General features: G+C 65.6%; 23 protein-coding genes. 17 read left to right on the top strand and 6 right to left on the bottom strand.

Annotation, left to right across the window (positions count from 1 at the left end; genetic code table 11):
* The first annotated feature begins 22 nt into the window (after nt 1-22).
* Nucleotides 23-967 (top strand): diaminopimelate epimerase, encoded by a 945-nt coding sequence (dapF, locus tag AC1DRE_RS15395; RefSeq protein WP_476985409.1) that lies wholly within the window; start codon nt 23-25, stop codon nt 965-967.
* On the opposite strand, the gene AC1DRE_RS15390 is transcribed toward dapF, so the two are convergent.
* On the bottom strand, nt 948-1,562 hold the full coding sequence (locus AC1DRE_RS15390) for a class I SAM-dependent methyltransferase (RefSeq protein ID WP_476985408.1): 615 nt from the start codon (nt 1,560-1,562) through the stop codon (nt 948-950). The genes dapF and AC1DRE_RS15390 overlap by 20 nt on opposite strands.
* A 529-nt stretch (nt 1,563-2,091) precedes the next feature.
* Between AC1DRE_RS15390 and hflX the strand changes: the two genes are divergently transcribed.
* Both hflX and AC1DRE_RS15380 read left to right on the top strand, forming a co-directional pair.
* On the top strand, nt 2,092-3,660 hold the full coding sequence (gene hflX / locus AC1DRE_RS15385) for a GTPase HflX (protein ID WP_476985407.1): 1,569 nt from the start codon (nt 2,092-2,094) through the stop codon (nt 3,658-3,660).
* Nucleotides 3,653-5,710, top strand: a complete 2,058-nt coding sequence (locus AC1DRE_RS15380; RefSeq protein ID WP_476985406.1) for an ATP-dependent DNA helicase — start codon at nt 3,653-3,655, stop codon at nt 5,708-5,710. The genes hflX and AC1DRE_RS15380 overlap by 8 nt, the downstream gene beginning before the upstream one ends.
* A 33-nt stretch (nt 5,711-5,743) precedes the next feature.
* Here the strand turns inward: AC1DRE_RS15380 and lexA are convergent, their stop codons facing one another.
* Nucleotides 5,744-6,493 (bottom strand): transcriptional repressor LexA, encoded by a 750-nt coding sequence (gene lexA, locus AC1DRE_RS15375; RefSeq protein ID WP_476985405.1) that lies wholly within the window; start codon nt 6,491-6,493, stop codon nt 5,744-5,746.
* A 428-nt stretch (nt 6,494-6,921) separates the two neighbouring features.
* On the opposite strand from lexA, the gene AC1DRE_RS15370 reads away from it, so the two are divergent.
* The 8 genes from AC1DRE_RS15370 to AC1DRE_RS15335 all read left to right on the top strand — a co-directional run bounded on the left by AC1DRE_RS15370 (nt 6,922) and on the right by AC1DRE_RS15335 (nt 13,252).
* A complete protein-coding gene (locus tag AC1DRE_RS15370; RefSeq protein WP_364128893.1) occupies nt 6,922-7,287 on the top strand; it encodes a LysM peptidoglycan-binding domain-containing protein in 366 nt (121 codons plus the stop codon).
* 62 nt (nt 7,288-7,349) lie between these two features.
* Complete coding sequence (locus AC1DRE_RS15365) at nt 7,350-8,468, top strand: histidinol-phosphate transaminase (RefSeq protein WP_476985404.1); 1,119 nt, start codon at nt 7,350-7,352, stop codon at nt 8,466-8,468.
* An 88-nt stretch (nt 8,469-8,556) separates the two neighbouring features.
* Nucleotides 8,557-9,183 (top strand): imidazoleglycerol-phosphate dehydratase HisB, encoded by a 627-nt coding sequence (hisB, locus tag AC1DRE_RS15360; protein ID WP_104172458.1) that lies wholly within the window; start codon nt 8,557-8,559, stop codon nt 9,181-9,183.
* Entirely contained in the window at nt 9,180-9,953 is a 774-nt protein-coding gene (gene hisH, locus AC1DRE_RS15355; RefSeq protein ID WP_476985403.1) for an imidazole glycerol phosphate synthase subunit HisH, read from the top strand. Before hisB ends, hisH begins: the two co-directional genes overlap by 4 nt.
* An 18-nt stretch (nt 9,954-9,971) precedes the next feature.
* The gene (locus AC1DRE_RS15350; protein WP_476985533.1) at nt 9,972-10,112 is read left to right on the top strand and encodes a hypothetical protein; all 141 of its coding nucleotides are present in this window, start codon (nt 9,972-9,974) and stop codon (nt 10,110-10,112) included.
* A 54-nt stretch (nt 10,113-10,166) separates the two neighbouring features.
* Nucleotides 10,167-10,913, top strand: a complete 747-nt coding sequence (gene priA, locus AC1DRE_RS15345; protein ID WP_476985402.1) for a bifunctional 1-(5-phosphoribosyl)-5-((5-phosphoribosylamino)methylideneamino)imidazole-4-carboxamide isomerase/phosphoribosylanthranilate isomerase PriA — start codon at nt 10,167-10,169, stop codon at nt 10,911-10,913.
* Nucleotides 10,914-10,926: 13 nt separating this feature from the next.
* Nucleotides 10,927-11,895 (top strand): SseB family protein, encoded by a 969-nt coding sequence (locus AC1DRE_RS15340; RefSeq protein WP_476985401.1) that lies wholly within the window; start codon nt 10,927-10,929, stop codon nt 11,893-11,895.
* A gap of 58 nt (nt 11,896-11,953) precedes the next feature.
* Nucleotides 11,954-13,252, top strand: coding sequence for an MFS transporter (locus AC1DRE_RS15335; RefSeq protein WP_476985400.1), 1,299 nt, complete (start codon nt 11,954-11,956; stop codon nt 13,250-13,252).
* Nucleotides 13,253-13,332: 80 nt separating this feature from the next.
* On the opposite strand, the gene AC1DRE_RS15330 is transcribed toward AC1DRE_RS15335, so the two are convergent.
* Nucleotides 13,333-13,731 (bottom strand): DUF1844 domain-containing protein, encoded by a 399-nt coding sequence (locus AC1DRE_RS15330; protein ID WP_307049910.1) that lies wholly within the window; start codon nt 13,729-13,731, stop codon nt 13,333-13,335.
* A 345-nt stretch (nt 13,732-14,076) separates the two neighbouring features.
* Between AC1DRE_RS15330 and infC the strand changes: the two genes are divergently transcribed.
* The 4 genes from infC to AC1DRE_RS15310 all read left to right on the top strand — a co-directional run bounded on the left by infC (nt 14,077) and on the right by AC1DRE_RS15310 (nt 17,064).
* Nucleotides 14,077-15,174 carry a translation initiation factor IF-3 gene (gene infC / locus AC1DRE_RS15325; RefSeq protein ID WP_476985525.1) on the top strand — a complete coding sequence of 366 codons (1,098 nt, stop codon included), beginning with the start codon at nt 14,077-14,079 and terminating at the stop codon, nt 15,172-15,174.
* 113 nt (nt 15,175-15,287) lie between these two features.
* Nucleotides 15,288-15,482 (top strand): 50S ribosomal protein L35, encoded by a 195-nt coding sequence (gene rpmI, locus AC1DRE_RS15320; protein ID WP_009358635.1) that lies wholly within the window; start codon nt 15,288-15,290, stop codon nt 15,480-15,482.
* Nucleotides 15,483-15,602: 120 nt separating this feature from the next.
* A complete protein-coding gene (gene rplT, locus AC1DRE_RS15315; protein WP_476985399.1) occupies nt 15,603-16,118 on the top strand; it encodes a 50S ribosomal protein L20 in 516 nt (171 codons plus the stop codon).
* A gap of 49 nt (nt 16,119-16,167) precedes the next feature.
* Nucleotides 16,168-17,064 (top strand): TrmH family RNA methyltransferase, encoded by an 897-nt coding sequence (locus AC1DRE_RS15310; RefSeq protein ID WP_476985398.1) that lies wholly within the window; start codon nt 16,168-16,170, stop codon nt 17,062-17,064.
* Nucleotides 17,065-17,174: 110 nt separating this feature from the next.
* On the opposite strand, the gene AC1DRE_RS15305 is transcribed toward AC1DRE_RS15310, so the two are convergent.
* A complete protein-coding gene (locus AC1DRE_RS15305) occupies nt 17,175-17,444 on the bottom strand; it encodes a GlsB/YeaQ/YmgE family stress response membrane protein (protein ID WP_476985397.1) in 270 nt (89 codons plus the stop codon).
* Nucleotides 17,445-17,677: 233 nt separating this feature from the next.
* On the opposite strand from AC1DRE_RS15305, the gene AC1DRE_RS15300 reads away from it, so the two are divergent.
* On the top strand, nt 17,678-18,595 hold the full coding sequence (locus AC1DRE_RS15300; protein WP_104172449.1) for a cation diffusion facilitator family transporter: 918 nt from the start codon (nt 17,678-17,680) through the stop codon (nt 18,593-18,595).
* A 63-nt stretch (nt 18,596-18,658) separates the two neighbouring features.
* Here AC1DRE_RS15300 and AC1DRE_RS15295 read toward each other — a convergent pair whose 3' ends face one another.
* Nucleotides 18,659-19,870, bottom strand: a complete 1,212-nt coding sequence (locus AC1DRE_RS15295) for an MFS transporter (protein ID WP_476985396.1) — start codon at nt 19,868-19,870, stop codon at nt 18,659-18,661.
* 212 nt (nt 19,871-20,082) lie between these two features.
* On the opposite strand from AC1DRE_RS15295, the gene AC1DRE_RS15290 reads away from it, so the two are divergent.
* A complete protein-coding gene (locus AC1DRE_RS15290; protein ID WP_476985395.1) occupies nt 20,083-20,535 on the top strand; it encodes a (deoxy)nucleoside triphosphate pyrophosphohydrolase in 453 nt (150 codons plus the stop codon).
* 195 nt (nt 20,536-20,730) lie between these two features.
* On the opposite strand, the gene AC1DRE_RS15285 is transcribed toward AC1DRE_RS15290, so the two are convergent.
* Nucleotides 20,731-21,900, bottom strand: coding sequence for an Rv2578c family radical SAM protein (locus AC1DRE_RS15285; protein WP_476985394.1), 1,170 nt, complete (start codon nt 21,898-21,900; stop codon nt 20,731-20,733).
* Nucleotides 21,901-21,946: the final 46 nt, after the last annotated feature.

Genomic DNA, 21,946 nt, shown 5'->3' with positions numbered 1-21,946 from the left:
CCCGTGACTGTAATCTTGAACCATGGACGAAACCCTTGCACCCACCCCTGACCGCACACTCCAGGGGCTGAGTGGCCTGGCCTTCTCCAAGGGCCACGGCACCGGCAATGATTTCGTGCTTGTTGCCGACCCCGGGGGCACCTGGCCCATTGCGCCCGAGCAGGTCGCGGAACTCTGCGACCGCCACCGCGGAATCGGCGGCGACGGGTTGATCCGCGCCGTGCCGTCACGCTGCCTTCCGGAGGGGCGCGAGCTGCAGGCAGTCCACCCGGACGCCGAGTGGTTCATGGACTACCGCAACGGCGACGGCTCCCTGTCGGAAATGTGCGGCAACGGCGTGCGCGTCTTCGTCCACTTCCTCGTTGCCGAGGGACTGGTCCGGCTCGAGACCGGCGATGCGCTGACCATCGGCACGCGAGGGGGCGTCAAAACGGTCGTGCGGACTGAGGAGGGCTACGCCGTGGACATGGGCCCGTGGGAGTTCATTTTCCCGGGAGAGGCAACTGCACGCGCCATGGACTCGCTTGTGACCGCCGATGGCCTGGAAGTGCCGCGGCCGGCGCTGTCTGTCAGCATGGGGAACCCGCACACCGTGGTGGCGCTGGCAGAGCTCAGCGAACTTGAGGCAACCCAGCTGTTCAAGGCACCGCACGTTGACCCGAAGCCGGCCAACGGCACCAATGTGGAGTTCGTCGTACCCTCCGAACCGCTGGTGCATGACGGCGTGGGGACCATCACCATGCGCGTCCACGAGCGCGGCGTGGGGGAGACGCAGTCATGCGGCACCGGCGCCTGTGCGGCAGCCGTTGCCATCCGTCACTGGGCCGGGCAGGGCGCTCCGGATGCCTGGAACGTCAAGGTGCCGGGCGGCGTCGTCGGCGTGAAATTCTTTCCGGGGCCGGAAGGCCACGAGCATGTGGAACTCAGCGGTCCGGCCGTGATCGTGGCTAGTGGGACGCTTTCCTGACCCGAAGGATCCTGAACGACTTCGAGGTGCTCTCCCGGGTGACGGTGAAGCTGCTGTCCAGTTCGGCGCCCAGCCAGCGCTGCAGCGAATCCGAACCAAGGTTCTTCTGGACCACCAGCCAGGCCGACCCGCCCGCGGCCAGCCGGGGCAGCCACAGCAGCAGCAGGGAGTGAAGTTCGTCCTTGCCTATGCGGATGGGGGGATTGGACCAGATGGTGTCGAACCGGAGGCCGGGATCAACGTCGGCCGGCAGGCTGGCCGTGACGTTGCCCAGCCCCAGCAGGCCGGCGTTTTCGTTGGTCAGCGCGACACAGCGCTCATTCACGTCCACGGCATAGACGTGCGCGTGGGGGGCCCTGAGGGCCATCGTCAGGGCGATCGGGCCCCAGCCGCAGCCGATGTCCAGCAGGTTGCCCTGGGGAGACGGGGCCGGCGCGTCAGCCAGCAGCACAGCGGTGCCCTTGTCGATCCCGTCGGGGCTGAAGATGCCGCTGGAGGTCTGCAGCTTGCGGGCTTCACCGGCAAGCTCCACGGTTAGCGGCTTGCGGGTGAACGGCCCGGCGGGCTGGGCGCTGAAATAGTGTGCAGACTCCATAACTCGCCAGATTAGTTGTCCCGGGCGCGGATGGGAAACGCGGGGGGAACGGAACAGGGAAACCGGTCTGCTAATCTTGAATTCATGTTCTTGATCTTTGAGTAGCCGGCACGGGCCCTGGCCCGTCCCGCAGCGACGCAGGTAATCACCTTCCGCTCAGTGCACCGTCCTGCCGTGATCCTCCGGCCGGACGTGATGCCCGAACTACTTGGAGTACAGCAATGCTGATCATCTGACCTGCCATCGGAATCCCGTCATCCGGACGGCGCGCGTGAACTTCCCTGTGGAACACCGCACCGTGTGGAAAACCGTCCGCTGACCATTCCGGTGTCACCGACGCCACCGCATCCTGCGCAACGGCGCCTGCCAGGCAGGCCGCCTCGCCACCGCCCATACCGCCGCCCGCTGCGCCGCAGCCGCCGGCATCCCAGGAGCCCGAATGACCAATAGTCGTCAGCCCAGCGCGAATACCGCCCCGCAGACAAGTAATCAGCATTATTCTGAAGGTGTCGAATCTTCAAAGGAGAACATGACCAACCAGCCCAACACCGGATCAGATTCAGCCTCACAGGACATGAGTCCTGAGGAAATCCAGGCTGTCATCGACCGGATTCTGTCCAAGGATGTCCCGGCCCGCTCCGCCAAATCCGACCCGGAAGACCCGCGGGGAGTCTTGGGGTCGGCGCAGGCGATTTCCCGCCAGGACAGCGAACACAGCATCTTCGACGGGGACCAGCAGGACCTCGAAGAACGCCGGGCCCTGCGCCGCACGGCAGGCCTGTCCACCGAGCTCGAGGACGTCACCGAGGTTGAATACCGGCAGCTGCGCCTTGAACGGGTGGTCCTGGCCGGTCTCTGGTCAGAGGGAACCCTGGCGGACGCCGAAAACTCACTGCGTGAACTTGCTGCACTCGCGGAGACGGCAGGCTCGGAAGTGCTGGACGGCATCGTCCAGCGCCGCGCGAAGCCCGATCCCGGCACGTTCCTGGGTTCCGGCAAGGCGCTGGAACTCAAAGACATCGTGATGTCCACAGGTGCCGACACCGTGGTGGTGGATGCCGAGCTGGCACCCTCACAGCGGCGCGGACTTGAAGACATCGTGAAGGTTAAGGTCATCGACCGCACGGCCCTGATCCTGGACATCTTCGCCCAGCACGCCAAGAGCCGCGAAGGCAAGGCGCAGGTGGAGCTGGCGCAGCTCGAGTACCTGCTCCCGCGCCTGCGCGGCTGGGGCGAATCAATGTCCCGGCAGGCCGGTGGCCAGGTGGGCGGCGCAGGTGCCGGCATGGGCTCCCGCGGTCCCGGTGAAACCAAGATCGAACTGGACCGGCGGCGGATCCGCACCCGGATGGCCAAGCTGCGGCGTGAAATCGCCGCGATGAAGCCGGCGCGGGAAACCAAGCGGGCCAACCGCCGTCGTAATTCCGTCCCGTCCGTTGCCATCGCCGGGTACACGAACGCCGGAAAGTCCTCGCTCCTGAACCGGCTGACCGATGCCGGTGTCCTGGTGGAGAACGCCCTGTTCGCGACGCTGGATCCAACCGTCCGCAAGGCGGAAACTGCCGACGGCCTGGGCTATACCCTGGCCGACACGGTGGGCTTCGTCCGCTCACTTCCCACGCAGCTGGTGGAAGCCTTCCGGTCCACCCTGGAGGAAGTGGCTGACGCGGACCTCATCCTGCACGTCGTGGACGTCTCGCACCCCGATCCGGAGGGCCAGATCGCCGCGGTCCGCGCCGTGTTCAGCGAAGTGGACGCGCGCAAGGTCCCGGAAATCATCGTGCTGAACAAGGCTGATGCCGCGGATCCGTTCGTGGTGGAACGCCTGAAGCAGCGCGAACCCCGCCATGTGGTGGTGTCCGCGCGGACCGGCCAGGGCATTGCTGAACTGCTGAAAGCGATCAGTGAGGCCATCCCGCGGCCGAGCGTCAAGATGGAACTGCTGATTCCCTACAATCGCGGGGACCTGCTCAGCAAACTCCACGAAACGGACGCCGAAATCCTTCGCCTGGACCATGAGGAGGAGGGCACACGTGCCCTCGTCATGGTGCGCGAGGGGCTTGCCTCTGAACTGGAATCCTTCATCAGCAATGTCTGATTCCGGGGCTGGGGAAGCCAGCGGCTCTGCCGGCGAGCAGTTCGTCATCGAGCTGCTCGACCGGGCGGTTTCCGGCATGGGCGGACAGAGCCGCAGCGGCCAGCACGAGATGGCCCGGCAGGTGGCACGCGCTATCGATAGCGGCGACCACCTGCTGGTCCAGGCCGGAACGGGCACCGGAAAGTCCCTGGCGTACCTCATTCCGTTGATCGCCCATTCACTGGTCAGCGACAAACCCACGCTCGTCTCCACGGCCACCCTCGCCCTGCAGACCCAGATCGTGGGCAGGGACCTCCCCAGACTGCTGGAAACGATCACTCCCGCCCTTGAACGTCCCGTCAAGGTGGCACTCGTCAAGGGCAGGTCCAACTACGTCTGCCGGCACAAGCTCGACGGCGGGTTCCCCTCCGAGGAGCCGTCCGAGGGACAGCTTTTCTCGCTGGGAGAGGACACCAGCGTCCCGCACTTTGCCGCCTCCTTGGGCGGCCCTGCGTCGCAACTGGGCAAGGAAGTGGTCCGGCTCCGCGAGTGGGCGGAGAAGACGGCCTCGGGAGACCGTGACGAGCTTATGCCCGGTGTGACGGACCGGGCCTGGCGGCAGGTGTCCGTAACATCGATGGAATGCCTGGGAGCACAGAAATGCCCCATGGCTGCCGAGTGCTTCAGCGAACTGGCCCGGCAGAACGCGGCCGACGCCGACGTGGTGGTCACCAACCACGCCATGCTGGCCGTCAGTGCCTTCGAAGGGCTCGCCGTGCTGCCGGAGTACGACGTCGTGGTGGTTGACGAGGCCCACGAGCTGCAGGACAGGGTGACGGGAGCAGTCTCCGGCCAGCTGTCCGTGGCCATGGTCCACGCCGCCGCTTCTGGCGCGCGCAAAAACACCGGCATCACGGTTGATGCGCTCAACAACGCAGCCGCGAACCTAGAGGTGGCCATCGCCGGGGTTCCGAGCGGCCTTCTGCCCAACGGCCTCAACGACGAACAGCTCGACTGTGTGGACCAGCTGCGCGAAGCCTGCCGCGCGGCCCTTTCCGACTCCAAAGGGGACAGCGCCAACACGGCCGACGGCGGGCGCCAGCTTGCGCGGTCACGCCTGATGGTCATCCTCGAACTTTGCGAACGCCTGATTGCCGCCCGGGAAAACCGCGAGGTGGTGTGGTTCTCGCGGGCCAGCACGTTTGACCCGCAGCAGGGCTACTCGCAGCCGGACGACGCCGCACCGGCCCTGATCAACATCGCCCCCCTGAGCGTGGCCGGGAAGCTGCGCGACGGGCTCTTCGCGGACCACACAGTGGTCCTCACCTCGGCCACACTCGCGATCGGATCGGCCTTCGAGCCGGCGGCGGGAGGGCTCGGGCTGGTGGGTCCCGGGGCACCCAGCTGGACCGGTGTGGATGTCGGATCGCCGTTCGATTACCCCAAGCAGGGCATCCTCTATGTTGCCAGCCACCTGCCGAAGCCCGGACGTGGAACATCGCCCGAAGCGCTCGACGAGCTCGAGAAACTGATCCGGGCCTCGGGCGGCGGGGCGCTGTGCCTCTTTTCGTCGCGCCGGGCGGCGGAGGACGCGGCCGAGGCGATGCGGCCGCGACTGGATGTCAGCATCCTCTGCCAGGGCGAATCAACCATGACCGCCCTGGTGCGCCAGTTCGCCGACGAACCGGACACGTGCCTTTTCGGCACCATGTCACTTTGGCAGGGCGTCGATGTTCCCGGCGTTTCGTGCAGGCTGGTGGTCATCGACCGGATCCCGTTCCCCAGGCCGGACGACCCCCTGATGACCGCGCGCTCCAGGGCGGTGGCCCAGGCGGGCGGCAACGGTTTTATGTCGGTGTCTGCCACGCATGCAGCCATCCGGCTTGCCCAGGGGGCAGGCCGCCTGATCCGTTCTACGGGCGATAAAGGCGTGGTGGCTGTTCTTGACTCCCGGCTGTCCACGGAACGCTACGGGGGCTTCCTGAGGGCCGCCCTGCCGCCGTTCTGGCCGACGACTGATCCTGCGGTGGCGGTGGCGGCCCTGAGTAGGCTAGCGAAGGCCCCCGCGTAGGCCGGGCTGCCGGCTGACGCGGGGGAGCGGCGGCTACAGCGAGCGGAGAACCGAAACGACCTTGCCCATGATGTTGGCGTGATCGCCGAGAATGGGCTCGTACTGCGTGTTCTGCGGGAGCAGCCAGGTGTGGCCGTCACGCTGGCGGAATGTCTTGACGGTGGCTTCATCATCGAGCAGGGCGGCCACAATGTCGCCGTTCACGGCATCACTCTGCCGGCGGACCACCACCCAGTCGCCGTCGCAGATTGCCGCGTCGATCATGGAGTCGCCGGACACCTTCAGCATAAAAAGCTCGCCGTGGCCGACGAGCTGCCGCGGCAGGGGCATGACGTCCTCGACCATCTGGTCCGCCAGGATGGGCCCGCCTGCCGCAATCCGGCCCACCAAGGGGACCATCGCCGTATCCGTTGCCGTGGCCAGTTCGGAAACGGACAGGCCGCCAATGGTGCGCAGCCGGGCAGGCTTCTCCACGCCGGAGATCTTGGCGGTTCCCTCGTCCAGGGTCAGCGGCATGAGCACTTCCATGGCGCGCGGACGCTTGGGGTCGCGCCGGAGGTAGCCCAGCTTCTCGAGCTGTGAGAGCTGGTGGGTGACGCTGGAGAGGCTGGCCAGGCCCACGGTGTCGCCAATTTCACGCATGGACGGCGGATAGCCGTTGTCGTTGACGGACCGCTGGATGGTTTCCAGAATCTTCTTCTGCCGCACCGTGAGGCCCTTGGGCTTCGCTGGTGACTGCAGGCTCCGCTGCGTAGCCCTGCCGCCGGTGGCTTGTGCTGCCATGTTCGCCAACGCCTTTCGTTCCACCCGGCCTCCGTGGCTGCAGCTGCCGGGAACTTCCGGCCTGAAAATGTCAGACCCTGCTGATCAACTGCAGAAGTGGTTGTTCTGTAGCTCAAACGTAGGTCAGCCGCACACGTTTTTCAAACATTTGTTCTAGTGAGTCTCGACAATGTTCGTTAATAAGTGCTAGAACAGAAACAGCAAAGTTCGAATATGTGTTCTAGTCGCAAGCCCCATTCGGTTCTATGTTCGAAGAGTTCCATGTTCGAAGGCCGGGACGGGCGGATGGCATCTTTGGGAACATGCCGGGCGGCACAGTCAGGTCCAGGAGGGCTCAGTTCATGTCAGCAATACGCGCTATTCAGGGTTCGGGTCAGCAGCGTTCGAAAGAGCAGCGTTCCACCAGTCGGGTAGACCACGGCTCCGGAATGCAGGGCTTCAACTGGGAGGACCGTCCTTCAGGGAAGGCCAGGTCCGCCCAGCCACCGCTCCGCCTGACCCGCCGGGGCCGCATTGTCCTGGTGGGCCTCCCGCTGATTCTGCTGTCGGTGGTGCTCATTTCACTGGCCGGCTTCCTCAACTCCCCGGCCAAGGCCGCGGATTCCGTGTCCGAGCTGTCGCTGACTCCAACAGTGTCTGTCACGGTCCAGCCCGGGGAGTCCCTCTGGGGAATTGCCGGCACCGTGGCGCCGGAGCGTGATCCCCGCGACGTGGTGGCGGACATCGTCCAGCTCAACAACCTCGACGGCGGCAAAGTCATGCCGGGCCAGCAGATCTTCGTCCCCTCGAAGTAGAACAGCGGCCCGGGGGGCGTCACAGTTTCAGCGGCCCGGCCACCCTCACTTAAACTGTTGAAGTGACTGACCAGCTAGAGCGACTGAACCGACTTCCCCTCCGGACAAACCTGCGGGGCCTTACCCCGTACGGAGCGCCGCAGCTGGACGTTCCCATCCTGCTCAACGTCAACGAGAACACCCATGGTGTTCCGGCGGATGTCCTCGCGGCCATTTCCGAGGCCGTGACGGCAGCTGCCGCGGGACTGAACCGGTATCCGGACCGTGAGTTCACCGAACTCCGTGAGCGCCTTGCGGAGTACCTCGGGCACGGCCTGGGAGCGGAGAACATCTGGGCCGCCAACGGGTCCAACGAAGTGCTTCAGCAGATTCTGCAGGCATTCGGCGGACCGGGCCGCACAGCCCTTGGGTTCCCGCCCACGTACTCCATGTACCCTCTCCTGGCGAGCGGAACGGACACGGAATACATCGTCGGCCAGCGGGCGGACGACTACGGACTCAGCGCCGAATCGGCGGCCCGGCAGGTCAGGGAACTTCAGCCCAATATCGTTTTCCTGTGCTCGCCCAACAATCCCACCGGCACCGGCCTGGGACTGGATGTGGTCGAGGCCGTCTACGCTGCCGGCGAGGCCAGCCAGACGGTTGTGATCGTTGATGAGGCGTACCACGAGTTCGCCCACGACGGCACGCCCAGCGCGCTGACGCTCCTTCCCGGCCGTGAGCGCCTGATCGTGTCCCGCACCATGAGCAAAGCCTTCGCCCTCGCCGGGGCACGGCTGGGCTACATGGCGGCTGCCCCCGAAGTTACTGACGCCCTGCGCCTGGTGCGGCTGCCGTACCACCTGTCCGCCATCACCCAGGCCACGGCCCTGGCCGCGCTGACCCACCGCGAAGCCCTCATGGCGGACGTCGAGGACATCAAACTGCAGCGCGACCGGATCGTCACGGAGCTGACGCGAATGGGCCTCAAGCCCGCCGCGTCGGATTCCAACTACGTCTTCTTCGGCGGGCTGGAAAACCCGCACGAGATCTGGCAGGGACTGCTGGACGCTGGGGTCCTGATCCGGGATGTGGGGATCCCGGGCCACCTGCGCGTCACTGCCGGAACTGAGACGGAAACCACAGCGTTCCTGGAAGCCCTCGAACTGATCCTGACCGGGCAGCCCAGCGTCCCGGCCTAAACTGGAATCAGACCCACGTCACCAGGGCTCCGGTTCTCACAAGCCGGCACCCGGACAACACTTCTCCTTCATCTAAAGGACACAACACATGAGCACCACCGGATCCATTGCTGCCGAGGCCCGGACCGCACGCATGGAGCGTGCCACGAGCGAATCGTCCGTGCTGGTCGAGATCAACCTTGACGGCACCGGCGTCTCGGACATCAGCACCTCGGTTCCGTTCTACGACCACATGCTGACGGCCCTGTGCAAGCACTCGCTCATCGATATGACCGTCAAGGCAACCGGTGACATCCACATCGACGTCCACCACACGGTGGAGGACGTTGCCATCACGTTTGGCGAGGTGCTCCGCACCGCCCTGGGCAACAAGGCCGGTATCCGCCGGTTCGGCGAAGCCACGGTTCCCCTCGACGAAGCCCTGGCCCACGCCGTGGTTGACGTCTCCGGGCGGCCCTACCTCGTGCACGGCGGCGAGCCCGCGGGCCAGGAATACCACCTGATCGGCGGACACTTCACGGGTTCCCTGACCCGCCACGTCTTCGAGGCCATCACCTTGCACGCTGGCATCTGCCTGCACATGAACGTCATCGCCGGCCGGGACCCGCACCACATCGTCGAGGCCCAGTTCAAGGCCTTCGCCCGTGCGCTGCGGGCGGCCGTGGAGCCGGATCCCCGCGTTGAAGGCATCCCCTCCACCAAGGGCGCGCTGTGACCGGCCCGGTCCTCCAGGACGGGGCCATCCTGGACCCTGCCGGGAACGCGAAGCCTGCGTCTCCGGAAGGAAAGCCCACCGTCACCGTGCTGGATTACGGTTCCGGCAACGTCCGCTCGGCGGTCCGTGCCCTTGAACGTGCCGGCGCCGAGGTCATCCTCAGTGCCAAGCCGGAGGATGTCCTGAATGCTGACGGACTGCTGGTCCCCGGCGTCGGAGCCTTCGAGACGGTCATGCGCGAGCTCAAGGCCGTGGACGCCATCCGGATGATCGGCCGGCGCGTCGCCGGCGGCCGCCCGGTCCTTGGCATCTGCGTGGGCCTCCAGGTGCTCTTCGAAGCCGGAGTGGAGCACGGTACCGAAGCTGAAGGCATGGGAGAGTGGCCCGGAAAGGTGGAACTGCTGCCTGCCGAAGTGGTTCCCCACATGGGCTGGAACACGGTCACCGTGCCGGAAGGCTCCAAACTGTTCGACGGCGTCGAAAATGAGCGCTTCTACTTCGTGCACTCCTACGGCGTGCAGCACTGGGACTTCGATGTCATCCAGCCGCGCATGGCGGCGCCGCTCGTCACCTGGTCCGAGCACGGCGCGCCGTTCGTCGCCGCCGTGGAAAACGGGCCGTTGTGCGCCACCCAGTTCCACCCGGAAAAATCCGGCGACGCCGGTGCCCGGCTGCTCCGCAACTGGGTCAACGGCCTGCGCCGCAGCCCTGGGCACGCCGCGCAGACAGCCGCGCCAACAGCCGCTGCCGCCACCGGACCGGCCGCCTAGATGTGGTCGATTGTCCTGATGGCCCTCGCCGGCCTCCTGGTTGGCGGAGCACTGTCCTTCCGGCAGCAGAAAAAGCCGCTCTGGACCCAGATTGCTTTCTACGTGTTGGCCGGAATGGCGCTGCTGGCCGCCTCCCTGCTTACCCTGCAGCCGAACTAGCCCGGCCTGTACCGCTCCACAAACGCAGCTTCACTACAACCTGAGGACCCGAAGATGACCACCGAAATGCCGCTGCCCGTACTCGAACTGCTCCCCGCCGTCGACGTCGTGAACGGCCAGGCGGTCCGCCTGGTCCAGGGCGAGGCCGGCAGCGAAACGAGCTACGGCACCCCGCTGGAAGCTGCGCTGAACTGGCAGGAACAGGGCGCCGAGTGGGTGCATCTGGTGGACCTGGACGCAGCCTTTGGCCGCGGCTCGAACGCCGACCTGCTCCGCGAAGTCGTGGGCCGGCTGGACATCAAGGTGGAGCTCTCCGGTGGCCTGCGCGATGACGAGTCGCTGGAGAAGGCCCTGGACCTGGGCGTTGCCCGGGTGAACCTGGGTACTGCCGCCCTGGAAAACCCGGAGTGGACCGCGCGCGCCATCGCCCGCTTTGGTGACAGGATCGCCGTCGGCCTCGACGTGCGCGGGACCACCCTGGCGGGCCGCGGATGGACCAAGGAAGGCGGCGACCTGTGGGACGTGCTGGCCCGGCTCGAAGAAGCCGGTTGCTCACGCTATGTGGTCACCGACGTCACCAAGGACGGCACCCTTCAGGGCCCCAACGTTGAACTGCTCCGCCAAATGGTGGAGAAGACCGGCAAACCGGTGGTGGCCTCCGGCGGCATCTCCAGCCTTGATGACCTCAAGGTCCTGCGGTCCCTCGTCCCGCTGGGCGTCGAAGGCGCCATCGTGGGCAAGGCGCTGTATGCCGGGGCATTTACGCTGCCGGAAGCGCTGGACGTAGCCGGCCGCCGCTAGGCCCGCCGCAACCATGGACCAGCGACCCTCATCGCCTGCCGACGGCGGCCCCGCCAGCCGGGACGATCCCGCCGGGGACCTTGCCGGCGCACCGTCGAAGGCTGCGCCGCGGGCATCCCGCAAGCTTCCGGGCCACATCGCCGCTGCGCTTGCAGGTTCCGGCGGCGCCACGGACTCCGCCGGCCAGCCCTGGGCGGGCCGCAGCCTCGCCGGTGAAGACGCTATTATCCACAACTTCCAGGACGACGACGGTACGGCCGACGCCGGGTACCTCGCCGCGGTTGCCGCTCTTCGCTCGGCTGCGGGCGATGAAGCCGCTGTGGTCGCATCGTTGGCCGCGGCCCGGGTCTTCGTTCCCATCGTTGCCCAGCTTGCCGAGGAAGGCGAAGCCGCGGCTACGCCGCACGGTGAGACCCTGCATGGTGACAAGCAGGCGGATATGGCGCTCGTGACGCTCAAGGCACCGGACGGCCGGACGGCGATGCCGGTGTTCACGTCGGCGGCGGCATTGGAATCGTGGCACCCGGAAGCCCGGCCGGTGGCAGTCTATGCCGCGCGGGCGGCGCTGTCCGCCGTGGCCGAAGGTGCGGAACTCCTGGTCCTGGACCCCGGCTCGGACTACACGTTCGTTGTCCGCCGGCCGGCCGTCTGGGCCCTCGCCCAGCAGCGCGAATGGCTGCCGTCCTATGCGGATCCCGAACTGGCTCGTGCCATGGGCGAGGCAACGGCGGGCTATCCGCCGGTAAGGCGTGTCGAACTTGAACCGGGCGGCGGCGTTGCCTCGGCCACAGCCGGCGGAGCCGTCGTCCCCGGCGGCGGTCCGGGGCCCGAGCTCAGGGTGGTGCTGTATCTGGAAGACGGACTCGACGCTGCCGGTGTCCAGTCAATAGTGGCCGGACTGAACTCCGACTGGTCCCGGAATGCGGTGTTCGCCGAGCGCGTTGACTCGATCGAGGTAAAGTTGCAGCGCGCAGCAGAGTAGCTGGCGGTAATGGGGACACGCTCCGGAGTTGCCGCCGGCAGGATGAAGGACGTAACCCGTGAATTTCGCTCTCTACAAAGAGCTCCTGGCGATCAAGCCTGTGCGGCGGCTGTTGATCGTGGGAATGATAGCCCGCATACCGCACTCCGCGGCGGGCGTACTGCTGACATTGCACATCGTCCTCACCCTGGGTGAGGGATATGCCGCCGCCGGCGCAGCCGCTGCCGTGATGACCATCGGCATCGCCGTGGGCGCGCCGTGGCGCGGACGCCGGGTCGACACAGTGGGCCTTCGGAGGGCCCTGATTCCCTCGGTGATCTCCGAAGCCGTCATCTGGTCCGTGGTGCCGCACGTGCCCTATGAATGGCTGCTGGCATTGGTGTTCGTCGGGGGACTCCTCACGCTGCCCATCTTCAGCGTGGTGCGCCAGTCCCTTGGCGTGCTGGTTGGCGGCGACCAGCGGCGGACGGCATTCGCCTTGGACGCCATCACCACCGAGCTGGTCTTTATGATCGGCCCCGCCGCCGGCGCGATTGTGGCCACCACCGGCCACTCGGTCATCGGGCTGACGGTGGTTGGCGTGTCCACCTCAGTGGCCGGACTCTTCCTGATGTGGTTCAACCCTCCCACCCGCAGTGCGGCGGCGGACGTTGACTACGAAGCGGACCAGCAGGAAGGCGCCGAAGTGGCCGTGGTGGCAGCGGCTCCGGCGCATCTGCAGGAAGCTGCAGCGGAACTCGCGCCGATGGCGGCCGGCGGGCTCCGGCGTTCGGGGCTACGGGACAAGGTGGCCGACAACTTTGCCTGGTTCACCGCAGCCGTGGCCGCGGTCTTTGCTGTGGCGGCCGGGGCCGGGATGGTGCTCAGCGGCACGGACGTGGGCATTGTTGCTGCGTTGGAGACCGGCGGGCATCAGGCGGAGATCGGCCTGGTCTTTATCTTCTGGTGTGCGGCCTCGGTGGTTGGAGGGGTGCTCTATGGCGCCATGCACCGGCCCGTTTCGCCGATTCTCCTGCTGCTCGGAATGGCTGCCCTGACCATCCCGATGGGCTTCGCCCAGGACACCCTGACGCTGTGCCTTCTTTCGCTGCTTCCGGGGCTGCTGTGCGCGCCGGTCCTGTCCTCCGCCTCGGAAAAGGTGGCCGACCTCGTGGAGGAGAGCCGCCGCGGCGAGGCCATGGGCTGGTACGGATCCGCGCTCACCGCCGGAGTGGCACTGGGTGCTCCGCTGGCAGGCGTGTTCATCGATGGCATCGGGCCCTCCGCCGGGTTTGTCTCGGTGGGTACCGCCGGCGTCGTCCTCTGCCTCCTGGGCCTGGTGCTGCAGCACCTGCGCCGCCGCCGGATGGCCGCCTGACGCCTGACCGGAACCGGCCGGGAACAACGACGGCGGGCGGACCTTCGTTGGTCCGCCCGCCGTCGCGTTCTGTGAATCGCCTAGTTGACCGGCCCGGTGTACTTTTCGCCCGGCCCCTTGCCCGGGGCATCCGGAATGGTCGACTCTTCCCGGAAGGCCAGCTGCAGGGAACGGAGTCCGTCACGCAACGGACCGGCGTGCTGTGAACCGATCTCCGGGGCGGCTGCGGTAACGAGGCCGGCCAGCGCCGTGATCAGCTTGCGGGCCTCATCCAAGTCCTTAAGCTCTTCGGCGTTCTCCTCGGCGGCGAGCCCGAGCTTGACGGCCGAAGCGCTCATGAGGTGCACAGCGGCGGTGGTGATGACCTCGATGGCGGGAACTTCCGAGATGTCGCGGATCTGCTGCGACACCTGTTCCTGGCCGCCTCCCTGGCCGGTGGAGGGCTCGAAAACGTGTGAATTACTGTCTGAAGTGCTCATACTGGTAAGCTTGTCACAGACCGACTGAATGTCGTTATTTTGCTATGTGAAACTCGTGGCTGCGAATGTGCAGCTTTCGCGGTTCTTCTGTAGAATTGATTTTCAGTTTGCAAGCGGAGTTCTCTCCCACCCGCGTCAGCCGTTTTCCCAGGAAGCAATTCCCGCGGAAGCAAGGTTGCCGGGTACCTGGTCGGGCATTCCACGGCGGCGTCAGCCGGGTGGAGCGCGTACAGCCTCCCCGTAGGCTTTGTACATCCGATCTTCGAGGCCTTCGATTGCTCCGGCAATTGGGGGCCTTCTCTATTTTGTCGGTGGAATACTCACCTCAACCACAGGAGTTCTAACATTAGCGAGCCAAGAATCAATGAGCGTATCCGCGTCCCCGAGGTGCGGCTGGTCGGCCCTGCAGGCGAACAAGTAGGAATTGTCCGTATTGAGGACGCCCTGCGTTTGGCTGCCGAGTCCGACCTTGATCTCGTTGAAGTTGCACCGCAGGCCAAGCCTCCGGTGTGCAAGCTGATGGACTTCGGCAAGTACAAGTACGAAGCCGCCGTCAAGGCACGCGAGGCCCGGAAGAACCAGACCAACACGGTTCTGAAGGAAATCCGTTTCCGGCTGAAGATCGACACCCACGACTACGAGACGAAGCGCGGCCACGCCCTCCGCTTCCTCGGCGCCGGGGACAAGGTCAAGGCCATGATCCAGTTCCGTGGCCGCGAGCAGCAGCGTCCGGAAATGGGCATCCGCCTGCTCCAGCGTTTCGCCGACGACGTCGCTGAAGTGGGAGTTGTCGAGTCCAGCCCCCGCATCGACGGCCGTAACATGGTCATGGTTGTAGGACCGCTGAAGAACAAGGCTGAGGCCAAGGCCGAAGCACGCCGTGCGACGCAGCGCGCTGAAGCAAAAGCCCAGAATGAAGCGAAAGCTACGGGCGGCGGCCGCATCGATGTCTCCGGCGACGATCAGGCACCGTTGACGCAGTCGCTGGCTGACCTTCTTCCGGAAGGTTTCGCCATCACCACGGAGCCGGAAATCGAAGCTCCGGCTCAGTCTGAGGCGCCTGTTGAAGCCGCACCGGAAGCCGAAGCCCCGGCCAAGGAGGCTCCGAAGCAGGAGGCTCCGGCCGAGGAAGCGCCCAAGCAGGAAGCGCCCAAGCAGGAAGCTCCCAAGCAGGAGGCTCCCAAGCAGGAGGCTCCCAAAGTAGCGAAGCAGGCAGCGCCGAAACGCGAAGCCCCCAAGGCTGCAGAAGCACCGCGTCCCGCCGTCAGCAAGCCGGCTGTGGCCAAGGCGCCTGAAGCGCCGAGGCCTGCTGCGGCTGCCCCTGTGGCGCCGAAGCCCGCCGGGGTTCCCGCGCCGCCGCCCAAGCCGGTAGCACGGCCCGCAGCGCCCAAGCCTGCAGCACGGCCGGCCGCTCCCAAGCCGGGCAGCAAGAAGACCAACTAGTTCAAAGCTGCGCGAAGTGCCTTCGCGCAGCAAGCAACCAGCACGCCGCCCGCAGGGGTGGCTGCACGAAAGACTGCAGACATGTCTGCGGATACGTAAGGAGATCGGTTCCCATGCCGAAGATGAAGACCCACAGTGGTGCTAAGAAGCGCTTCAAGCTGACCGGCAGCGGCAAGCTGCGCCGCCAGCAGGCCAACCGCCGCCACTACCTCGAGCACAAGTCCTCCAGGCTGACCCGTCGCCTCGCCGGCGACAAGATCGTCTTCAAGGGCGACGCCAAGGTCATCCGGAAGATGCTCGGCATCTAAGTTCCAAGTTCTCTGACTGTTAGCCACCTGGCAGCAGTCAAACTACCAAAAAGGCTTCTCAGGCCAGCCGGTTGTTCCGGCAGTAGTCGCTTGGGATCAGAATTCTGAAGGAGTACGCACGTGGCACGTGTGAAGAGGGCGGTAAACGCCCACAAGAAGCGCCGGGTTATCCTTGAACGCGCAAAGGGCTACCGTGGACAGCGTTCACGCCTGTACCGCAAGGCTAAAGAGCAGCTGCTGCACTCGTTTGTGTACAGCTACGGTGACCGCAAGAAGAAGAAGGGCGACTTCCGCCGCCTGTGGATCCAGCGCATCAACGCTGCATCTCGCGCCAATGGCCTGACCTACAACCGCCTGATCCAGGGCCTGAAGGCCGCTGAGGTCGAGGTTGACCGCCGCATGCTGGCAGAACTGGCCGTCTCTGACGCCAACGCATTTGCCGCCCTGGTGCAGATTGCCAAGGACTCGCTGCCTGCTGACACTTCCGCTCCGGCCGTCGCCGCCGAAGCCGCCCCGAAGGCAAAGGCTCCGAAGGCCAAGGCCGTCAAGGCTGCCACGGCAGAAGAAGCTGCTGCTGAAAAGGCCCCCAAGGCCAAGGCTGCTAAGAAGCCGGCCGCCGAAAAGGCTGCCGAGTAGCATCCCCTCCCGTTCAAGGACTGGTGGCAACAGCCACTAAGGTTCTTATATGAACGAAACCGGGCGCCCGCAAGACATTCCACTCTCCAACCCCCGAGCTGATCGGGTAAGGAAGGTGGCACAACTTGCCGGGCGCCCGGCCCGTTTAAAGCGCCGCGAGTTCCTGGCGGAGGGTCCGCAGGCCGTACGCGAGGCCCTGACGCTGCATCAGAAGCGGATTGCCGCGGGGGAGCCCGGCATCGTCTATGAGGTCTACGCGAGCGAATCCTGCTTGGACCGGCACCCGGACCTGGAGACACTCGCGGAGGGCACCACCGCCTACCTCGCCACCGACGAAGTGCTCGCGGCAATGGCGGACACGGTTACCCCGCAGGGCATTCTCGCGGTCTGCGGTTTCCTGGATGTGAGCCTTGAGCAGGTACTCGACGCCGGTCCGCAGCTGGTTGCCGTCCTGTGCCAGGTCCGCGACCCCGGTAATGCAGGAACCGTGCTCCGCGCGGCCGATGCCGCCGGCGCCGACGCCGTCGTCCTGACCGCGTCCAGCGTGGACGTCTACAACCCGAAGGCTGTCCGCTCGACGGCGGGATCCCTCTTTCATCTGCCGATCGTCCTTGGTGCCGACGTGGCCGAGGTGGTGGCCCGGTGCAAGGAACGGGGGATCGGGGTCCTCGCTGCCGACGGTTACGGCGAGCTGAACCTGGACCGCCTCCAGGACGAGAACGCTGCCCGCCGTCTGGGGGACTCCGCCGCGGAATCGGTCTATGCGCTGGAGAAGCCCACAGCGTGGCTCTTCGGCAACGAGGCCCAGGGCCTGTCCGAGGATGAAGTCGCCCTGGCCGACCACAGGGTGGCCGTACCCGTCTACGGTAAAGCGGAGAGCCTGAACCTCGGAACCGCCGCCACGGTGTGCCTCTACGCAAGCGCCCGGTCGCAGAAGCGCAGCTGACCAGCCGCCACACCCACAACGCAAAGGCGGGGGCCCACCTTCCGGTGGGCCCCCGCCGTCGTAATGTTCACCATGGGGCATCTCTGTGCCCTGAGCGGTGGTGAGTGTAGTTATGTGGTGGTCTTGTTCCGGCCGGTGATGAAGCCGTAGATGCCGGCTACGACGAGGCCGCCGACGATGGCGAGAAGCCAGGAACCGAGGTTCCAGAATTCCATCCTGCCGCCGCCGAACAGAAGGTCGCCGATCCAGCCGCCGACGATGGCGCCGACGACACCAAGCACGAGGCTGGTGACCCAGCCGCCGCCGACCGTACCAGGCATGATTGCCTTGACGATTGCTCCTACAATGAGTCCGAGAATGATCCAGCCAAGAAAGCCCATGTCTCCTCCTACATATTCGTCGGAACTCACTACGGGTCCCGATTATGGCTTCAAGCTAACACACGGTGTGATTCCTTGTCAGCAGGCTTAGTTTCATTGTTTTTGGTGTCATCTGCTGTGACGCGTGGTGTGTCCGGTCGAGGCTGGCGGGTACGGTATTCATTGCGGGCATCGGCGTTGTGCGGTGATCGCACGTGCAAATTTCCGGCAATCCCTGAAGAGGTGAAGCTCACTTGGCTGCAAATGGCGGTACCAAGGCGATCGTCGCGGCTCTGGCTGCAAACCTGACCATCGCTGTACTGAAGTTCGTCGCTTTTTTCCTGACGCTGTCGTCGTCGATGCTGGCTGAGGCCATCCACTCCGTAGCCGACTCCGGCAACCAGATCCTCCTGCTGGTAGGCGGCAAACGCGCCAAGCGTGCCGCGAGCCCCGAACACCCCTTTGGCTACGGACGCGAACGGTACATTTATGCGTTCATTGTCTCGATTGTGCTGTTCAGCGTGGGCGGCTTGTTTGCGCTGTACGAGGCCTGGGAGAAGATTCAGCACCCCCACGCCATCGAAGGCGACTTCTGGTGGGTTCCCCTGGCTGTGCTGATCGGGGCAATCGTCGCCGAATCGTTCTCGTTCCGGACGGCGATCATCGAGTCAAACCACGTGCGCGGCAAGCAGAGCTGGGTGCACTTCATCCGCAACGCCAAGCAGCCCGAACTGCCCGTCATCCTGCTCGAGGACCTCGGTGCCCTGCTGGGCCTGGTGTTCGCACTGTTCGGCGTAAGCCTGACCCTGATTACCGGTAATGGCATCTGGGACGCCCTTGGCACCGCGATGATCGGCTTCCTGCTGGTGGCCATCGCCATCGTGCTGGCCCTGGAGACCAAGTCGCTGCTCCTCGGAGAATCCGCAACGAAAGCTGACTCCGCCAGGATCAGCGGCGCCCTCGAGGCCGACGGAACCAGGATCATCCACCTGAAGACCATGCACCTTGGCCCGGAAGAACTGCTGGTTGCAGCCAAGATCAGTGTCGGCGCCGCCGCTACCGGCGCGGAGATCGCCAAGGTCATCGACGACGCCGAAAGCCGCATCCGTGAGGCTGTGCCCATTGCGCGGGTCATCTACCTTGAACCCGACGTGGAACGCGCGCACGTCTAATCCAACCCGCCCGGGCAATTCCACGCCCGCCGTAGGCCGCTGGACCGAACCTGTTAGGGCAGGTTAGGAGACCAGCGGCCTTTTGCGTTCCAACAGGCCGCTGAGCAGGGCAACGGCGAGGCCCAGGATGGCCAGGACCGCCCCCACGAGTGCAGGCGCAACATAGCCCCAGCCCCACGCGATGACCAGGCCGCCCAGGAAGGCGCCGAGTGCATTGGCCACGTTCAGGGCCGCATGGTTGAGCGAGGATGCCAGGGACGGGGCATCGGGGGAGGCGTCCAGCAGCCGGGTCTGCAGGGCCGGGACCAGGAGGGAGCCTGCCCCGCCCACCACAAACACCATCACAAAGGCAGACCATGGCCAGTGAACCGCCACCGCATAGATGACCAGCGCGACCGCGATGCCGGGCAGGACCCAATAGATTGTGCCCATGACGGACTTGTCTGCGATGCGTCCGCCAACGATGTTTCCCGCCACCATGCCCAGGCCGTACAGCGCCACGACAAGCGGCAGCCAGGCGGCCGGGATGCCCGCCACGGAGGTCATGGTGTGCGCAATGTACGTGTAGGTGGCGAAGAATCCGCCGAAGCCCACGATGCCGATGAGGATGGCGAGCCAGACCTGAAGCCGCTTCAGGGCGCCAAGTTCCCGACGGATGCTGGCGTCAGGGTGTGCCGCCTGGAACGGGACAAACTTCCAGAGCATGCCAAGCGTGACCAGCCCGATTGCGCCCACCAGGACAAAGAGCAGGCGCCAGCCAAAGGTCTGGCCCAGCCACGTGGCGAACGGAACGCCGATGACGTTCGAGATCGTCAGGCCGGCCATGACCATGGAGATCGCCCAACCGCGCTTGGTCGGCGCGACCAGCGACGCGGCGATCACGGCCGCCACACCGAAGAACGCTCCGTGCGGCAGGCCGGCCGCGAACCGGGACAGCAGCATGGTGCCGTAGTCCGGCGCGATGTACGACGTGAGGTTGGCCAGGCTGAAGAACAGCATAAGACCCAGCGCGAGGTGCTTGCGGGGAAGCTTGGCACCGACGGCTGCGAGGAGGGGCGCCCCGATGACAACGCCGAGGGCGTAGGCAGAGATGAGGTGGCCGGCTTCCGGGGTGCCGATGTTCAGGCCCTGCTCCACCTCCTTGAGCAGTCCCATCATGGTGAATTCCGTGACGCCGATGCCGAAACCGCCCATCGCAAGGGACACGATGGCCAGGGCAAGGTGCTGGGCTCCTGCCTTTGGCTTGGCGGGGCGGAGGGTGGGCGTGGAGGTCATTGGCCTGCTCTTCGAAAGTTCCGGTTCTGGCGGGTCTGCTTCAGGCGGTCACCGTTCCCGGCAGTGCGGGAAGCATACGTAGCGGCTGAGGCGTGACTGAATAAATCTGATTACTGCAACGATGGGGGAGTGGTCCGTATTCCGATGTGGCGGCCATTTTCGGGGATGGCGGTGGAATCGGCCTCAACCATTGTCCCCCATAGACTGTTGCGGTGACTGGACTCATCAATGTTGTTGGCGGAGCGGTTGTGGATTCGCTGAGTGCCCCTGCCCGGCTCCTGGTGGCGCGCCGAACGGCGCCGCCCCAGTTCGCCGGGATGTGGGAGTTTCCCGGCGGGAAGGTGGAGCCGCCCGAATCAGCGGAAGACGCCCTGCACCGCGAACTCCGCGAAGAACTGGGCATCGGCGTCCGGCTGGGCACTGAATTGCTGGCGGAATCCGCCGCCGGCTGGCCGCTCAATGCCAAGGCTTCCATGCGGGTCTGGTTTGCCGAGATTGCGGACGGCGAACCCCGCCCGCTGGAAGACCACGACGAACTGCGCTGGATCAGCCTGGCGGTAAGTGAGGAAGCTCTCACCCTGCCCTGGATACCCGCGGACTTCCCGATTGTCCGGGCCCTGCTGGCCGCCGTTGCCGGTTCAGGGCGGGTTCCACTGGAATCGTGAAATTATCCGAGTGCTGAACTCCGTTTCAGCGGACGAACTTCGGATTCGCCGCCTTCAGGGGCCGGCGTGGGAGACACTGGCCACGCGCCGCGGCTCCGGTCCTGCCCATGGCAGTGCCGAAGCCGGGTGCTTTCAAGCCGGTGCTTTGAGCCGCACGCGCTCCACGGACGGCTGCCTGCGGGCTCCTTGCCGGGGTCAGAACAGCGTGGGCTGGGCGGAATCCTCACTGGAGGCATGACCGCCCCCGCCGGGGTTTGCTGCGGTGCCGCGTAGACCCGTTGTCCTCCCCGGGCCGGTTCCGGCGTCGGGAATGCTGCCGGCGGGATACTGTGCTTCCTCTTCCCTAGGGTCCTGGGCCAGATCGCGGTGGCTGAAGCCGTGCGAACCGGAGAAGCCATGCCGGGCCTTGAAATAGCGGATCCGCCCCGCGAGCCATTCGCGGTACTCCTTGGACGCGTAGGACCCTGTGCCGTACAGCCGGCGGTAACGGCCTGCCAGTTCGGGGTGGCGGGCAGCGATCCATTGCATAAACCATTCGCGCGTCCCCGGCTTCAGGTACAGGGCACCGGCCGTAACACCCGTAGCACCTGCCGCCGCGAGTGCGCCAAAGAGCGAATCCAGTGCTTCGTCGCTGTCGGAGAGCCAAGGCAGGATGGGCATGGCCATGACGCCGCACGGCAAGCCGGCTTCGCGTAGCCTCGAGACCAGCTTGAGCCGCGCCCGGGGTCCCGGAGTGCCGGGCTCGACTGCCTCGGCCAACTGTTCGTCAGTCATGGCCAGCGAAATCCCTATCCCGACCGGCACCTGCGCAGCGGCGTGCTTCAGCAGCGGGATGTCCCTGGCCAGCAGGGTCCCCTTGGTGAGGATGGACAGCGGCGTTCCTGAATCGGCAAGCGCGCTGATGATGCCCGGCATCAGCTGGTACCGGCCCTCGGCGCGCTGGTACGGATCCGTGTTGGTGCCCAGGGCCACGTGATGATGGCCCCAGGAAGGCTTGGCAAGTTCCTTCCGCAGGACTTCGGCAGCATTGATCTTGACCACCACCTGGCTGTCAAAATCCAGGCCGGCATCAAAGTCCAGGTAGGTGTGGCTTTTGCGGGCAAAACAATAGACGCAGGCGTGGCTGCATCCGCGATAGGGATTGACGGTCCATTCGAAGGGCATGCGGGAACCGGCCGCCACTTTGTTGAGCACCGATTTGGCGGTGACCTCATGGAAAGTGACCCCGGCGAATTCGGGGGTTGAGACGGAACGCACAAGTCCGGCCAGCGGCAGCAACGCGTCAACGGCTGGGGCGGCCGCTGATGCGTTGCCTTCGGTGTTGCCTGCAGTCGCCGGCCGAAGTGCTTGTGCGTCCCATCTCATGGTTACTATTCGAAGGTATGTTCGAATAGAAGTCAAGGCCCCGATC

This window comes from Arthrobacter sp. P4_H3 (genome assembly GCF_056400885.1).
Note: the sequence above shows the minus strand (reverse complement) of the source record. Positions and strands in the feature narration are given on the sequence as shown.

What these genes read in the sequence shown, in the direction of transcription:
- dapF (WP_476985409.1), top strand. Translation starts at nt 23, where the DNA reads ATGGACGAAACCCTTGCACCCACCCCTGACCGCACACTCCAGGGGCTG.
- AC1DRE_RS15390 (WP_476985408.1), bottom strand. Translation starts at nt 1,562, where the DNA reads ATGGAGTCTGCACACTATTTCAGCGCCCAGCCCGCCGGGCCGTTCACC.
- hflX (WP_476985407.1), top strand. Translation starts at nt 2,092, where the DNA reads ATGACCAACCAGCCCAACACCGGATCAGATTCAGCCTCACAGGACATG.
- AC1DRE_RS15380 (WP_476985406.1), top strand. Translation starts at nt 3,653, where the DNA reads ATGTCTGATTCCGGGGCTGGGGAAGCCAGCGGCTCTGCCGGCGAGCAG.
- lexA (WP_476985405.1), bottom strand. Translation starts at nt 6,493, where the DNA reads ATGGCAGCACAAGCCACCGGCGGCAGGGCTACGCAGCGGAGCCTGCAG.
- AC1DRE_RS15370 (WP_364128893.1), top strand. Translation starts at nt 6,922, where the DNA reads ATGCAGGGCTTCAACTGGGAGGACCGTCCTTCAGGGAAGGCCAGGTCC.
- hisB (WP_104172458.1), top strand. Translation starts at nt 8,557, where the DNA reads ATGAGCACCACCGGATCCATTGCTGCCGAGGCCCGGACCGCACGCATG.
- AC1DRE_RS15350 (WP_476985533.1), top strand. Translation starts at nt 9,972, where the DNA reads ATGGCCCTCGCCGGCCTCCTGGTTGGCGGAGCACTGTCCTTCCGGCAG.
- priA (WP_476985402.1), top strand. Translation starts at nt 10,167, where the DNA reads ATGACCACCGAAATGCCGCTGCCCGTACTCGAACTGCTCCCCGCCGTC.
- AC1DRE_RS15340 (WP_476985401.1), top strand. Translation starts at nt 10,927, where the DNA reads ATGGACCAGCGACCCTCATCGCCTGCCGACGGCGGCCCCGCCAGCCGG.
- AC1DRE_RS15330 (WP_307049910.1), bottom strand. Translation starts at nt 13,731, where the DNA reads ATGAGCACTTCAGACAGTAATTCACACGTTTTCGAGCCCTCCACCGGC.
- rpmI (WP_009358635.1), top strand. Translation starts at nt 15,288, where the DNA reads ATGCCGAAGATGAAGACCCACAGTGGTGCTAAGAAGCGCTTCAAGCTG.
- AC1DRE_RS15310 (WP_476985398.1), top strand. Translation starts at nt 16,168, where the DNA reads ATGAACGAAACCGGGCGCCCGCAAGACATTCCACTCTCCAACCCCCGA.
- AC1DRE_RS15305 (WP_476985397.1), bottom strand. Translation starts at nt 17,444, where the DNA reads ATGGGCTTTCTTGGCTGGATCATTCTCGGACTCATTGTAGGAGCAATC.
- AC1DRE_RS15295 (WP_476985396.1), bottom strand. Translation starts at nt 19,870, where the DNA reads ATGACCTCCACGCCCACCCTCCGCCCCGCCAAGCCAAAGGCAGGAGCC.
- AC1DRE_RS15285 (WP_476985394.1), bottom strand. Translation starts at nt 21,900, where the DNA reads ATGAGATGGGACGCACAAGCACTTCGGCCGGCGACTGCAGGCAACACC.